This window comes from Pseudoduganella albidiflava (assembly GCF_004322755.1).
Classification (GTDB): Bacteria; Pseudomonadota; Gammaproteobacteria; order Burkholderiales; family Burkholderiaceae_D; genus Rugamonas; species Rugamonas albidiflava.
In genome coordinates this window covers 4,942,516-4,956,814 of record NZ_CP036401.1, presented here as the reverse complement: position 1 = coordinate 4,956,814, position 14,299 = coordinate 4,942,516, and the positions used below count along the sequence as shown (strand labels likewise).

Here is a 14,299-nt window from a genome sequence, read left to right as displayed (position 1 = left end):
CAGCCTTTCAGATGCCGGAGCCGATGTCGTTGTGCTCGCGCGCCCCGGCCGTACGGGCATGGCGGCGGAACAGCGGCAACTTGTCGTCGACCGACGCCTGGTAGGTTTCGGAGAACACGGTCAGGCCTTTCAGCGCATCCTCGATGCTGCGGTCCGGGCGCGGCGCATACGCGTCGAAGCCGGTGCGCTTCATCTGGAACAGCTGGTCGCGCAGCACGTCGCCGATGGCGCGCAGCTCACCGGTATAGCCGAGGCGCATGCGCAGGTTGTAGGCGATCGAGTAGCCGCGGCCGTCGGTGAACTTCGGGAAGTTCACGGCCACGACCGAGAACTTGTCCAGTTCGCCCTTCAGCTCTTCGGGGCGCTCGTCGGACTGCAGCCACACGCCGATTTCCGGGCGGGCGGCCAGCGCTTCCTTCTGCGCCTGCCACACTTTCAGCGGCACGATGACCTTGCCGGCGGCGACTTCCACCGTGGCCGGTTCCTGCCCTTCTTCGAGGCGCAGCACGGTCCAGTCGTCGGCGACGATCTGGTTACCCTTGATGATGCGTTGGATGGTATTTTGGTCAGGCATATTCGTCTTCTCCTACCAGGCGACCCGGTTCGTTGATCGGCGTGGCATAAACATGTTCCTTGAACGGGGCGATCCCGATGCGCTGCACCGTATCGACGAATTTCTCGTCCGGCGTGCGTTCGCGCAGGTACACCCGCAGCAGGCGGTCGATCACTTCCGGCATCTGGTGCGCGGAGAACGACGGGCCGATGATCTTGCCGATCGCGGTGGCGTTACCCTGCGCGCCGCCGATCGACACCTGATACCATTCGCTGCCATCCTTGTCGACGCCCAGCACGCCGATATTGCCGACGTGGTGGTGGCCGCAGGCGTTGATGCAGCCGCTGATGTTCAGTTCGATATCGCCGATGTCGTGCAGGAAGTCGAGGTGGTCGAAGCGTTCCGCGATGGCGGCCGAGATCGGGATCGATTTCGCGTTGGCCAGCGAGCAGAAGTCGCCGCCCGGGCAGCAGATGATGTCGGTCAGCAGGCCGATGTTCGGCGTGGCCAGGCCATGCGCCTTGATCTCTTTCCACAGGTCGAACAGCTGCGACTGCTTTACGTCCGCCAGCACGATGTTCTGCTCGTGGGTCACGCGCAGTTCGCCGAAGCTGTAGCGGTCCGCCAGGTCGGCCATGAAGTCCATCTGTTCCGCGGTGGCGTCGCCCGGCGGCACGCCGGTTTTCTTCAGCGACAGGATCACGGCGGCGTAGCCAGCCTGCTTGTGCGGCTTGACGTTGCGGCCCAGCCAGTTGGCGAAAGCCTTGTTGTCCTCATGGCCGGCACGCGGGTCGATCGCTTCGAGCGTTTCGTACGGGTGCGGCTGGAAGTAGGCGATCACGCGCTCCATTTCTTCCAGCGTCAGCGTTTCCTCGGTACCTTTCAGGTCGGCCCATTCCTCTTCGACCTGGCGGGCGAATTCCTCGGCGCCGATGGCCTTCAGCAGGATCTTGATGCGCGCCTTGTACTTGTTGTCGCGGCGGCCGTACTGGTTGTACACGCGCATGATCGCTTCCGTGTACGTCAGCAGGTGTTCGCGCGGCAGGAATTCGCGGATCGTGGTGCCGATGATCGGGGTGCGGCCCATGCCGCCGCCGACCATGACCTTGAAGCCGATCTCGCCGGCTTCGTTCTTCACGACCGTCAGGCCGATGTCGTGGATGGCGATCGCGGCGCGGTCTTCCAGGGCGCCGTTGATCGCCACCTTGAACTTGCGGGGCAGGGCGATGAACTCGGGGTGGAAGGTGGACCACTGGCGCAGCACTTCGGCATACGGGCGCGGATCGATGATCTCGTCGGCGGCCACGCCGGCGAATTCGTCCGACGTCACGTTGCGGATGCAGTTGCCGGAAGTCTGGATCGCGTGCATCTCGACGGAGGCCAGGTCGGCCAGGATGTCCGGCGTCTGTTCCAGCTCGATCCAGTTGAACTGGATGTTCTGGCGCGTGGTGAAGTGGCCATAGCCGCGGTCGTACTTGCGGGCGATATGGGCGAACATGCGCATCTGCTTCGAGGACAGCAGGCCATAGGGCACGGCGATCCGCAGCATGTAGGCATGACGCTGCATGTACAGGCCGTTCTGCAGGCGCAGCGGCAGGAATTCTTCTTCGGTCAACTCACCGGACAGGCGGCGCTGCACCTGGTCGCGGTACTGCGCGATGCGCTCCCGCACGATGAGATGGTCGTATTGATCGTATTGGTACATAGCGTTCCTATAATCGCAAAGCATGGAGCTTACCGGCGGCTTGCCGACGGGCTCTCCCGGCAGGTTGTCCCCAAGATAGGCGTTATCGTAATAAACTCACGCTTTATTCCAAACGACTTAGTCTTTATTTGCTTATATGCGTGGGCGGTATAAGCTTCAGCGTAAAATAGCGGACTTACCGCCAGGAACTACATGAATCTTCATCAACTTCGTTTCGTACGGGAAGCCGTCCGCCAGAATTACAACCTGACCGATGCCGCCAAGGCGCTGTTCACGTCGCAGCCGGGCGTGTCCAAGGCCATCATCGAGCTGGAAGAAGAGCTGGGTGTGGATATCTTCACCCGCCATGGCAAACGCATCCGCGGCTTGACCGAGCCGGGCCGGCTGGTCCTGGAGTCGGTCGAGCTGATCATGCAGGAGATCGACAGCCTGAAGCGGATCGGCAAGGAATACGCGGCGCAGGACAGTGGCAGTTTCACGATCGCCACCACGCATACGCAGGCCCGCTACACGCTGCCGAAGGTGGTGCAGGCCTTCATGCTGAAGTTTCCCAAGGTGAGGTTGTCACTTTTGCAAGGTAATCCACGGCAGATCGCCGAGATGGTGCAGCGCGACCAGGCCGACCTGGCCATCGCCACCGAGTCCATCGCCGGTGTCGACAACCTAATCACGCTGCCGTGCTACCAGTGGGAACACGTGGTGGTGGTCCCGCCCGAGCATCCGTTGCTGAAAGGTAAGTCCGTCACCCTGGAAGATATCGCCGCCTACCCGGTCATCACGTATGACAGCGCGTTTGCCGGCCGCAGCAAGATCGACCATGCTTTCTCGCTGCGCGGCCTGAAGCCGGACGTGCTGCTGGAAGCGATCGATGCGGACGTGATCAAGACCTATGTGGAACTGGGCATGGGCATCGGCATCATTGCCGGCATGGCCTTCGATGCCGAGCGGGACCGCAACCTGCGGGCGATTTCGGTCGGCCACCTGTTCGGCATGAATGTCTCGCGCGTGGCGGTGAAGCAGGGCGCTTATCTGCGCTCCTATATTTATACGTTCATCGAGCTGCTCGCTCCCACCCTGAACCGCAAGCTGGTGGAGCAGGCCATGCGCGGTGAGCACGAAAACTACGAATTATGAATCATGAAACATTGCAGCGGTATTACGCGCTGAACGCGGCCGCCATCGAAGACACGTACGACAAGCCGGAACGGCAGGCCGACCTGGCCTTGTTGCGCCAGAGACTGCCCGAGCTGCTGCGCGGCCACAAGGTGCTGGAAATCGCCTGCGGCACCGGTTACTGGACCCGGCTGATCGGGGCGAGCGCCGCCTCGATCCACGCCATCGACGTCAATGAGGAAGCGCTGGCGCTGGCGCGCGCGCGCCAGCCGGAAGGCAACGTCACCTTTGCGCAGGCCGATGCGTTCGACCTGCCGCCGGCGCCCGGCGAATACACGGCCGTGTTCGCCGGATTCTGGTGGTCGCACGTGAAGCGCGAAGAGCAGGAGCGGTTCGTGGCGCAATTGCGCGCGAAGCTGGGCAAGGATGTGCTGCTGGTGTTGCTGGATAACGTGTACGTGGATGGCAGCAGCACCGTCATCGCCCGGACGGACCAGGAAGGCAACACCTACCAGTTCCGTACGCTGCCATCCGGCGAGCGCCTTGAAATCGTCAAGAATTTCCCGACCGACAGCTACCTGCGCAAGAAACTGGCGGCATCCACGAAGGAAATCCGCATCGAACGGTGGCAATATTATTGGCTGCTGACAGCGCGACTGAAGTAAACGCAATACCTGTTGTGTTTTGGTAACAAGTTATTGATGTCATATTGTTGAAGTATTTGGAAGGCATGATACGCCGCGTCAGACCCAGAGCGGTCTCACAGTCCGACCAACTTCAACAAGAGAACATCAAAGTGAAAAAACTTACCCTGGCCGTACTCATCGCCGGCAGCTTCGCAGCCACCGCTTCCGCCCAGTCGAACGTCACCATCTACGGTATCGTGGATGCGGGTATCGTCCGTGAGACCGGTGGCGCGGCCGGTGACGTCACCAAGGTGACGAGCGGCATCGGCAGCCAGTCGCGGATTGGTTTCCGCGGCACCGAAGACCTGGGCAATGGCCTGTCCGCGATCTTCACGCTGGAATCGGGCTACAAGATCGACGACGGCGCCATCGACAGCTCGGGCGCGCTGTTCAACCGCCAGGCATTCGTGGGCCTGTCCAGCAAGACGCTGGGTACGCTGACGCTGGGCCGCCAGTACAACCCGCTGTACAACGCGCTGTCGAAGATTGCCGACCCGTTCGGCGCCGGCTACGCTGGCAGCGCCAAGAACCTGTTCCCGACCGGCGGCGTCAACACCCGCGTATCGAACGCGATCGTGTACACCACGCCGAAGTGGGCGGGCTTCTCGGTGGAAGGCCTGTATGCGCTGGGCGAGCAGGCTGGCGACAGCGAAGCCGGCCGCGTCTTCTCGATCGGCTTCAACTACACGTCGGGCGGCCTGAACGCGGCCCTGGTGTACAACAACCGTAACAACGACACCGTTGCTTCCGGCACCACCCCGGCCGCCGAGCGCGAAGACGGCAAGAACACGCTGCTGGCCGTCAACTACGACTTCAAGGTCGTCAAGGTGTTCGCCGCCTTCGAGCGCGACAAGGGCCTGAACAGCTCGCCGATCCCGGTCGCCAACGCGTTCGGCTACGCCGTCGCGCCGCGCGCCTCGCTGGAAGCGGACGACGCGCTGGTGGGTGTGCAGGTGCCGGTCGGCTCCGGCAAGATCATCGCTTCGTGGATGAACAAGAACGACAAGACCGTCAACAACCAGGATGCGCGCCAGTGGGCCGTGGGCTACTCGCACGACCTGTCGAAGCGCACCAGCGCCTACGTTGCCTACGCAAAGATCGACAACAAGAACGGCGCCGGCTACACCGTGGGTAACAACAACGAAACCGGCAGCGGCGACACCGGCTTCAACCTGGGCATTCGCCACACGTTCTGATGCCTGACCGCGGTACCCGATGAAAACGCCCGGCACGCGCCGGGCGTTTTTTCATGCGCAGGTCATTCCGGCAGCGGTTCAGTTGGCTCGGTGGGCATTGGGCAGTTTGCCGATGTCGAGGGCGTCACCCGGCAGCGGCAGGTGTATCTCGATCCGCGTGCCGCGGTGGCTGCCGGTGATCGCGATATCGCCGCGGATCGCCCACACCCGTTCGCGCATGCCGAGCAGGCCGAACGACGTGGGTTTTTCCATGTCCGCCTGGGCAATGCCGCGGCCATCGTCCTCGATCGTCAGGTACAGCGTGGCCCGGTGCCGGCGCAGCGCGATGCGCACATGGCGGGCCTGCGCGTGGCGGGCGATGTTGGTCAGGGATTCCTGCACGATGCGGAAGAGCGCCGTGCTGTAGCGGTCGTTCAAGACCAGCTCGTCTTCGCGTGCGGCGAGTTCGCACACGATGCCATGGCGCTCCGCGAATTCATGGCGCAGCGATTGCAGCGCGAAGTACAGGCCGCCTTCATCGAGCGCATGCGGGCGCAGGTTGCTGGCGATGCGCCGCAGCGACGTGATCGCCGACAGCAGCCGCCCGTCCATGCCCGCCAGCAGGTCGCGCGTGGCATCGTCGGCAACCGGTTGCCGCATCAGCAGGCTCATGTCCACGCGCAGCGTGGCCAGCAGCTGGCCCAGGTCGTCATGCAGTTCGCGCGCGATATGGGCGCGTTCTTCCTCGCGGATATTCTCCAGCGCGGAGTCGGTCGCGCGGCGCCCGGCCATGCGGGCGCGGGCGTCGGCCTCGCGCTGTTCGGCAAGGGTGGTCGGCCGCGCGTCGAGCCGCCAGGCAAAATGCGCTGCGAGGATCAGTGCAGCCACCAGCAATGGTCGTGACATGGACATCGGTGCTCCCTTCGGCTGATGCGGGCAGCCGCTCGAAAACCCTAATACAGATGGGTTCGGAAGGATTGATGTGGCACAACTGCGCCGGCAGACTTACATCTGCTTGAACAGGTGCAGGAAGCTGCGGCTCACTTCCAGCTTCTCGGGCCGGCCCTTGACCATCACCAGGTGCCGGCCCCGGATATCGCGCGTCACCCCTTCGATCGCGTTCACATTGACCAGCGTGGCGCGGTGGATCTGCCAGAACAGCGAAGGATCGAGTTCGTCGGCCAGGTCGCGCACCGGTTTGCGGATCAGGGCTTCGAACTTGTCGGTCTGCACGCAGGTGTATTTTTCGTCCGAGCGGAAGAACAGGATTTCCTCGACGGGAATCATGCGCAGGTCCTGGCCGATGCTGGCCTGGATCCATTGCAGGAACTTCGGCTTCGGCGCGGCGATCTTTTCCGCCAGTTGCGACAGCATGGCGGTCACGCTGGCATTGACGTCGCCGGCCGGCTTGTTCAGCCGTTCCTTCAGGCGCTCCGCGGTGATCTTCAGCCGTTCCTGCTCCGGCGGCTTGAGCACGTAATCGACGGCCCCGCGCTCGAAGGCTTCCACGGCATACGCGTCGTAGGCCGTGACGAACACGACATGGCTCTTGTTGCCGATGATGGCCGCGGCTTCCATGCCGGTCTTGCCGGGCATGCGGATGTCGAGGAAGGTGAAGTCGGGCTTCAGCTGGTCGACCAGCTCGATCGCCTCGTCGCCGTTCTTGGCTTCGCCCACGATCTCCAGTTCAGGCCATACCTGGCCCAGGCGCATGCGCAGCTGGTCGCGCATCAAACGTTCATCGTCGGCTAAAATCGCGGTAGGCATGGCTGGCAGGAATAAGAGGCAATGGGTGCCAATTATTCAATGAATCGGGGCACCGCGCAATGGCCGTGGCGCCGCCGCCGGGTTTTGTGTTATTTGCGCGCCCCTTCGGACAACTGATAGGGCACTTCGATCGTGGCGATCACGCCGCTCGGCTGGTTCGGTTCGATGCGCAACTGGCCGGCATCGCCATGCAGCAGCTTCAGGCGCTCGCGGATCGTCATCAAGCCCAGGCCGGTGCCGTCGCTGGGCTTGGCGCCGAAGCCGAGGCCATTGTCGGCGACGATCACGCGCAGCTTGCTGTGCGCCACATCCGCGCGCACCTTCAGCGTTCCACCTTCGGGCTTGCCTTCCAGGCCGTGCTTGATGGCGTTCTCCACCATCGACTGCAGCATCATCGGCGGGAATGCCGCGCTGCGCAGGCCATCGGGAATGTCGAAGTCGATCGTCAGCCGTTCCTCCATCCGCATCTTCAGCAGCGCCAGGTAGGCCAGCACCATGTCCGCTTCGCGGCCCAGGTTGGTGATCAGCGTGTTGTCGCGCATCTGCGGCAGCACGGCCCGCAAGTACTTGATCAGGCTGCGCTGCATGGCCGACGCCCGCGGTGGATCGGTCTCGATCAGGTGTTCCACGGAGGCCAGCGTGTTGAACAGGAAGTGCGGCTCGACCTGGGCCTGCATCATCTGCATCTTTGCTTCCGACAGCTGGCGCTGCATGGCGGCGCGCTCGGCGGCCGCATTGGCGGTCTGGGTTTCCGCTTCCGCCTTCTTCTTCCCGCCCATCAGGGCCTTCATGCCGAACAGCGTCAGCACCAGCAGGAAGACAAAACTCTGGAACCAGGTGGACGCCTGCTCGTGGTACCGGGACACCTTTTCCTCGGCCGCGTTGTCGACCGCTTCTTCCAGCGCATTGGACAGCTCTTCGCCGATCTGCGGCGGCAGTTCGATGTGCACTTCTTCGCCAGGGAGGGCGGTGACGACCGGGGTCGAGCGGCCCTTGACGAGCGGAGGGGCAGGGGCGGCAGGCGCTGCGGCGGCGGCAGGGGGGGCAGGAGCAGCGGGAGCAGCAGGAGCAGCAGGAGCAGCAGGAGCAGCAGGAGCGGCATCGCCTGCTTCGGCGGCGCCGGATGCTTCCGGAGCTTCGGGTGCGGCCGCCGCTTCGGCAGCTTCAGGTGCGTCGGCGGCATCACCCGCCTCTGACGGTGCCGGGTTGCGCAGCTTGCCGCCGCGCGGATTGAAATGGATGCCGCTGTCGTCGATGACGATACTGGTGTCGCTGCCCGTGCTGGGGCGCTTGTGCGAGCGGATAACGACGTCTTCATCGATATTCGGCGAAAACAGCTCATCCTGCAGGATCGACGCCGCGATCAGCGCCAATGCGGCAAATAGGAAGAACTTCCACCACGACAATTGCGTGACCCAGGTGGCAGTCCGGTCGAAGCCCGTATGCAGCGAAGCCAGGAGGGTCTTCAGGGTTTCTTGTAGTTTCGGCGTGGGGAACATCGACGGCGTCCGTTCTCTATATAGGGCAGCAAGTGTAGATAACGTAACGCAAAACTGTCCACCGGGCGAGAGCCGTGCGACAGTCTGCGCAATCGCAGGACTGGAACGGGAAAGTGCGCGATGGCCGGATGGCGCAAAAAAGCGCTTGCGCGGCAGCGGATGGGTTGGTATAGTTCTGTCCCTCGCAGCAACGCAGCTGTCACGAAAGTGAAACAAGCAAGTTGAGGCGGGGCAAAAAGAAGCTTGACGAATCGCACGAAGCACCCGATAATCTTGCCTCTCTGCTGCTGACAAACACAACGATTTGTCGCCGGGTCGAACGAAAGTTCACCGGATCCGCAGCAAGCCCGAAGTTGAAATACTTGGGCAGAATTCTTTAACAATCAACAGTCGATAAGTGTGGGCGTTTGATGTGGTGTGCCCAGGACTTCAGTCCTGAAGCTCAAAATATATAGCATCAAACGCTTACACAAGTAATAAAACGTGATCATCTTCGGATGATTCGTCAGTTATTTGAGTGAGTGACCATGTCGGAAACGACATAAAACAGAGATTAAACTGAAGAGTTTGATCCTGGCTCAGATTGAACGCTGGCGGCATGCTTTACACATGCAAGTCGAACGGCAGCGCGGGCTTCGGCCTGGCGGCGAGTGGCGAACGGGTGAGTAATATATCGGAACGTGCCCAAGAGTGGGGGATAACGTAGCGAAAGTTACGCTAATACCGCATACGATCTATGGATGAAAGCAGGGGACCGCAAGGCCTTGTGCTCCTGGAGCGGCCGATATCTGATTAGCTAGTTGGTGAGGTAAAGGCTCACCAAGGCGACGATCAGTAGCTGGTCTGAGAGGACGACCAGCCACACTGGAACTGAGACACGGTCCAGACTCCTACGGGAGGCAGCAGTGGGGAATTTTGGACAATGGGGGCAACCCTGATCCAGCAATGCCGCGTGAGTGAAGAAGGCCTTCGGGTTGTAAAGCTCTTTTGTCAGGGAAGAAAAGGGTACGGCTAATATCCGTGCCTCATGACGGTACCTGAAGAATAAGCACCGGCTAACTACGTGCCAGCAGCCGCGGTAATACGTAGGGTGCAAGCGTTAATCGGAATTACTGGGCGTAAAGCGTGCGCAGGCGGTTTTGTAAGTCTGTCGTGAAATCCCCGGGCTTAACCTGGGAATGGCGATGGAGACTGCAAGGCTAGAGTTTGGCAGAGGGGGGTAGAATTCCACGTGTAGCAGTGAAATGCGTAGAGATGTGGAGGAACACCGATGGCGAAGGCAGCCCCCTGGGTCAAGACTGACGCTCATGCACGAAAGCGTGGGGAGCAAACAGGATTAGATACCCTGGTAGTCCACGCCCTAAACGATGTCTACTAGTTGTTGGGTCTTAATTGACTTAGTAACGCAGCTAACGCGTGAAGTAGACCGCCTGGGGAGTACGGTCGCAAGATTAAAACTCAAAGGAATTGACGGGGACCCGCACAAGCGGTGGATGATGTGGATTAATTCGATGCAACGCGAAAAACCTTACCTACCCTTGACATGTCAGGAATCCTGGAGAGATCCGGGAGTGCCCGAAAGGGAACCTGAACACAGGTGCTGCATGGCTGTCGTCAGCTCGTGTCGTGAGATGTTGGGTTAAGTCCCGCAACGAGCGCAACCCTTGTCATTAGTTGCTACGAAAGGGCACTCTAATGAGACTGCCGGTGACAAACCGGAGGAAGGTGGGGATGACGTCAAGTCCTCATGGCCCTTATGGGTAGGGCTTCACACGTCATACAATGGTACATACAGAGGGCCGCCAACCCGCGAGGGGGAGCTAATCCCAGAAAGTGTATCGTAGTCCGGATTGTAGTCTGCAACTCGACTGCATGAAGTTGGAATCGCTAGTAATCGCGGATCAGCATGTCGCGGTGAATACGTTCCCGGGTCTTGTACACACCGCCCGTCACACCATGGGAGCGGGTTTTACCAGAAGTAGGTAGCTTAACCGCAAGGAGGGCGCTTACCACGGTAGGATTCGTGACTGGGGTGAAGTCGTAACAAGGTAGCCGTATCGGAAGGTGCGGCTGGATCACCTCCTTTCTAGAGTCGGCACTGATCGCAAGATCGTGCATCAAACGCTCACACTTATCGACTGTCGAATGAAGAAGAAACAGTAGCACCGCTAGGTACGCAGGTATCAACGACGCGGGTCTGTAGCTCAGCTGGTTAGAGCACCGTGTTGATAACGCGGGGGTCGTTGGTTCGAGCCCAACCAGACCCACCATGTATCAAGCGCACGTAATTCCCTGGGGGATTAGCTCAGCTGGGAGAGCACCTGCTTTGCAAGCAGGGGGTCGTCGGTTCGATCCCGTCATCCTCCACCACGCATTACTCGAGATATTAAACATAAGCGTGACGAGTTCACTTTTATGTTTAGTCTTTTAGAGGCTACTGCTGTTTCGTTCTTTAACAATCTGGAAGAAGTAAAGTTTTATTAAGCGTATTCAGCAATGAATACACTTAGGGTAGTGTTCCGAAAGGAACGCATACAAAAACTCATCAAACACAGTAGTAAATGCTTGTGCTATAGCCGTCAAGGTTATAGGGACAAGTGAATAAGTGCACATGGTGGATGCCTTGGCGATTACAGGCGATGAAGGACGTAGAAGTCTGCGATAAGCTTCGGGGAGCTGACAAACGAGCATTGATCCGAAGATTTCCGAATGGGGAAACCCGGCCTTATAGGTCATCACTCACTGAATACATAGGTGTGTGAAGCGAACGCGGCGAACTGAAACATCTAAGTAGCTGCAGGAAAAGAAATCAACCGAGATTCCCAAAGTAGTGGCGAGCGAAATGGGAAGAGCCTGCATATGATAGTCGGACTGGTAGTGGAAGCCTCTGGAAATAGGCGCCATAGTGGGTGATAGCCCCGTACGCGAAATCAGACCGGTGGTACTAAGTATGCGACAAGTAGGGCGGGACACGAGAAATCCTGTCTGAATATGGGGGGACCATCCTCCAAGGCTAAATACTCGTAATCGACCGATAGTGAACCAGTACCGTGAGGGAAAGGCGAAAAGAACCCCGGGAGGGGAGTGAAATAGATCCTGAAACCGTGTGCATACAAACAGTCGGAGCGGACTTGTTCCGTGACGGCGTACCTTTTGTATAATGGGTCAGCGACTTACATTCAGTAGCGAGGTTAACCGAATAGGGGAGCCGCAGAGAAATCGAGTCCGAACAGGGCGCTAGTTGCTGGGTGTAGACCCGAAACCAAGTGATCTATCCATGGCCAGGTTGAAGGTGCGGTAACACGCACTGGAGGACCGAACCCACTAATGTTGAAAAATTAGGGGATGAGCTGTGGATAGGGGTGAAAGGCTAAACAAACTTGGAAATAGCTGGTTCTCTCCGAAAACTATTTAGGTAGTGCCTCAAGTATCACCATCGGGGGTAGAGCACTGTTATGGCTAGGGGGTCATCGCGACTTACCAAACCATTGCAAACTCCGAATACCGATGAGTGCGAGCTTGGGAGACAGACATCGGGTGCTAACGTCCGGTGTCAAGAGGGAAACAACCCAGACCGCCAGCTAAGGTCCCAAAGATTGGCTAAGTGGAAAACGAAGTGGGAAGGCTAAAACAGTCAGGATGTTGGCTTAGAAGCAGCCATCATTTAAAGAAAGCGTAATAGCTCACTGATCGAGTCGTCCTGCGCGGAAGATGTAACGGGGCTAAGCCAGTCACCGAAGCTGCGGATATCCGCAAGGATATGGTAGGAGAGCGTTCTGTAAGCCTGCGAAGGTGTCTTGTAAAGGATGCTGGAGGTATCAGAAGTGCGAATGCTGACATGAGTAGCGATAATGCGGGTGAAAAGCCCGCACGCCGTAAGCCCAAGGTTTCCTGTTCAACGTTCATCGGAGCAGGGTGAGTCGGCCCCTAAGGCGAGGCAGAGATGCGTAGCTGATGGGAAGCAGGTTAATATTCCTGCACCGTCGTATGATGCGATGGGGGGACGGATCGCGGAAGGTTGTCTGACTGTTGGAATAGTCAGTTTCTGGTTCATAGAAGGTGCTTAGGCAAATCCGGGCACATAATTCAAGGGACTGGGACGAGCGCCCATGTGGCGCGAAGCAATCGGAAGTGGTTCCAAGAAAAGCCTCTAAGCTTCAGTCATACGAGACCGTACCGCAAACCGACACAGGTGGGCGAGATGAGTATTCTAAGGCGCTTGAGAGAACTCGGGAGAAGGAACTCGGCAAATTGGTACCGTAACTTCGGGAAAAGGTACGCCCCAGTAGCTTGACTGCTTTACTGCAGAAGGGTGACAGGGTTGCAATAAAATGGTGGCTGCGACTGTTTAATAAAAACACAGCACTCTGCAAACACGAAAGTGGACGTATAGGGTGTGACGCCTGCCCGGTGCTGGAAGATTAAATGATGGGGTGCAAGCTCTTGATTGAAGTCCCAGTAAACGGCGGCCGTAACTATAACGGTCCTAAGGTAGCGAAATTCCTTGTCGGGTAAGTTCCGACCTGCACGAATGGCGTAACGATGGCCACACTGTCTCCTCCCGAGACTCAGCGAAGTTGAAGTGTTTGTGATGATGCAATCTACCCGCGGCTAGACGGAAAGACCCCATGAACCTTTACTGTAGCTTTGCATTGGACTTTGAACCAATCTGTGTAGGATAGGTGGGAGGCTTTGAAGCGGGGACGCCAGTTCTCGTGGAGCCAACCTTGAAATACCACCCTGGTTTGTTTGAGGTTCTAACCTTGGTCCGTTATCCGGATCGGGGACAGTGCATGGTAGGCAGTTTGACTGGGGCGGTCTCCTCCTAAAGTGTAACGGAGGAGTTCGAAGGTACGCTAGGTACGGTCGGACATCGTGCTAATAGTGCAATGGCATAAGCGTGCTTAACTGCGAGACCGACAAGTCGAGCAGGTACGAAAGTAGGACATAGTGATCCGGTGGTTCTGTATGGAAGGGCCATCGCTCAACGGATAAAAGGTACTCTGGGGATAACAGGCTGATTCCTCCCAAGAGTTCATATCGACGGGGGAGTTTGGCACCTCGATGTCGGCTCATCACATCCTGGGGCTGTAGCCGGTCCCAAGGGTATGGCTGTTCGCCATTTAAAGTGGTACGTGAGCTGGGTTTAAAACGTCGTGAGACAGTTTGGTCCCTATCTGCCGTGGGCGTTGGAAATTTGAAGGGGGCTGCTCCTAGTACGAGAGGACCGGAGTGGACGAACCTCTGGTGTACCGGTTGTCACGCCAGTGGCATTGCCGGGTAGCTAAGTTCGGAAGAGATAACCGCTGAAAGCATCTAAGCGGGAAACTTGCCTTGAGATGAGATTTCCCGGAGCCTTGAGCTCCTTGAAGGGTCGTTCGAGACCAGGACGTTGATAGGTCAGGTGTGGAAGTGCAGTAATGCATTAAGCTAACTGATACTAATTGCCCGTACGGCTTGTCCCTATAACCTTGACGGTTATGAATCATGATGATTCCTCGCATTTACTCTTTGATGAGACGTAGTTAATAACTACAACCCAACTTACTTCTTCCAGATTGAGCAGTGACGTTGCCCCATAGGGAACGGCACTGCGTACAAGTCATGCCTGATGACCATAGCAAGTCGGTCCCACCCCTTCCCATCCCGAACAGGACCGTGAAACGACTTTGCGCCGATGATAGTGCTGCAACCAGTGTGAAAGTAGGTTATCGTCAGGCTGTTATACCGAGAAAAGCCCACCAGTGATCTGGTGGGCTTTTTTCATTTGTGCTTATGGATTGCAGCATGCTGTCGGGCTC

Annotated in this window: 8 protein-coding genes, 2 tRNA genes and 3 rRNA genes; 8 read left to right on the top strand and 5 right to left on the bottom strand. The window is 58.5% G+C overall.

The window, feature by feature from the left end; genetic code table 11:
* Window positions 1-7: 7 nt before the first annotated feature.
* Together EYF70_RS20515 and EYF70_RS20510 are read right to left on the bottom strand one after the other, a co-directional pair.
* Entirely contained in the window at window positions 8-574 is a 567-nt protein-coding gene (locus tag EYF70_RS20515) for a DUF934 domain-containing protein (RefSeq protein WP_174800418.1), read from the bottom strand.
* On the bottom strand, window positions 567-2,258 hold the full coding sequence (locus tag EYF70_RS20510) for a nitrite/sulfite reductase (protein WP_131147071.1): 1,692 nt from the start codon (window positions 2,256-2,258) through the stop codon (window positions 567-569). The genes EYF70_RS20515 and EYF70_RS20510 overlap by 8 nt, the downstream gene beginning before the upstream one ends.
* Before the next feature lie 192 nt (window positions 2,259-2,450).
* Here EYF70_RS20510 and EYF70_RS20505 point away from each other — a divergent pair, with 192 nt between their 5' ends.
* From EYF70_RS20505 to EYF70_RS20495, 3 genes are all read left to right on the top strand, one after another.
* Window positions 2,451-3,392: a CysB family HTH-type transcriptional regulator gene (locus EYF70_RS20505; RefSeq protein WP_131147070.1), complete on the top strand. Its 942-nt coding sequence runs from the start codon at window positions 2,451-2,453 to the stop codon at window positions 3,390-3,392.
* Complete coding sequence (locus EYF70_RS20500) at window positions 3,389-4,036, top strand: class I SAM-dependent methyltransferase (RefSeq protein ID WP_131147069.1); 648 nt, start codon at window positions 3,389-3,391, stop codon at window positions 4,034-4,036. The genes EYF70_RS20505 and EYF70_RS20500 overlap by 4 nt, the downstream gene beginning before the upstream one ends.
* 131 nt (window positions 4,037-4,167) lie before the next feature.
* On the top strand, window positions 4,168-5,253 hold the full coding sequence (locus EYF70_RS20495; RefSeq protein ID WP_229420475.1) for a porin: 1,086 nt from the start codon (window positions 4,168-4,170) through the stop codon (window positions 5,251-5,253).
* Window positions 5,254-5,331: 78 nt separating this feature from the next.
* On the opposite strand, the gene EYF70_RS20490 is transcribed toward EYF70_RS20495, so the two are convergent.
* The 3 genes from EYF70_RS20490 to EYF70_RS20480 all read right to left on the bottom strand — a co-directional run bounded on the left by EYF70_RS20490 (window position 5,332) and on the right by EYF70_RS20480 (window position 8,498).
* Window positions 5,332-6,144 carry a sensor histidine kinase gene (locus tag EYF70_RS20490; RefSeq protein WP_131147067.1) on the bottom strand — a complete coding sequence of 271 codons (813 nt, stop codon included), beginning with the start codon at window positions 6,142-6,144 and terminating at the stop codon, window positions 5,332-5,334.
* 93 nt (window positions 6,145-6,237) lie between these two features.
* On the bottom strand, window positions 6,238-6,999 hold the full coding sequence (locus EYF70_RS20485; protein ID WP_131147066.1) for a LytR/AlgR family response regulator transcription factor: 762 nt from the start codon (window positions 6,997-6,999) through the stop codon (window positions 6,238-6,240).
* An 89-nt stretch (window positions 7,000-7,088) separates the two neighbouring features.
* A complete protein-coding gene (locus tag EYF70_RS20480) occupies window positions 7,089-8,498 on the bottom strand; it encodes a sensor histidine kinase (RefSeq protein ID WP_131147065.1) in 1,410 nt (469 codons plus the stop codon).
* Window positions 8,499-9,053: 555 nt separating this feature from the next.
* On the opposite strand from EYF70_RS20480, the gene EYF70_RS20475 reads away from it, so the two are divergent.
* The 5 genes from EYF70_RS20475 to rrf all read left to right on the top strand — a co-directional run bounded on the left by EYF70_RS20475 (window position 9,054) and on the right by rrf (window position 14,218).
* Window positions 9,054-10,584: ribosomal RNA gene (locus EYF70_RS20475) — 16S ribosomal RNA — on the top strand.
* A 107-nt stretch (window positions 10,585-10,691) separates the two neighbouring features.
* Window positions 10,692-10,768, top strand: a tRNA-Ile gene (locus tag EYF70_RS20470).
* A 24-nt stretch (window positions 10,769-10,792) separates the two neighbouring features.
* A tRNA-Ala gene (locus EYF70_RS20465) sits at window positions 10,793-10,868 on the top strand.
* A gap of 221 nt (window positions 10,869-11,089) precedes the next feature.
* A 23S ribosomal RNA gene (locus EYF70_RS20460) occupies window positions 11,090-13,963 on the top strand.
* A 142-nt stretch (window positions 13,964-14,105) separates the two neighbouring features.
* Window positions 14,106-14,218, top strand: a 5S ribosomal RNA gene (gene rrf, locus EYF70_RS20455).
* Together the 16S, 23S and 5S rRNA genes with 2 tRNA genes alongside form the textbook arrangement of a ribosomal RNA operon.
* The last annotated feature ends 81 nt before the right edge of the window (window positions 14,219-14,299 follow it).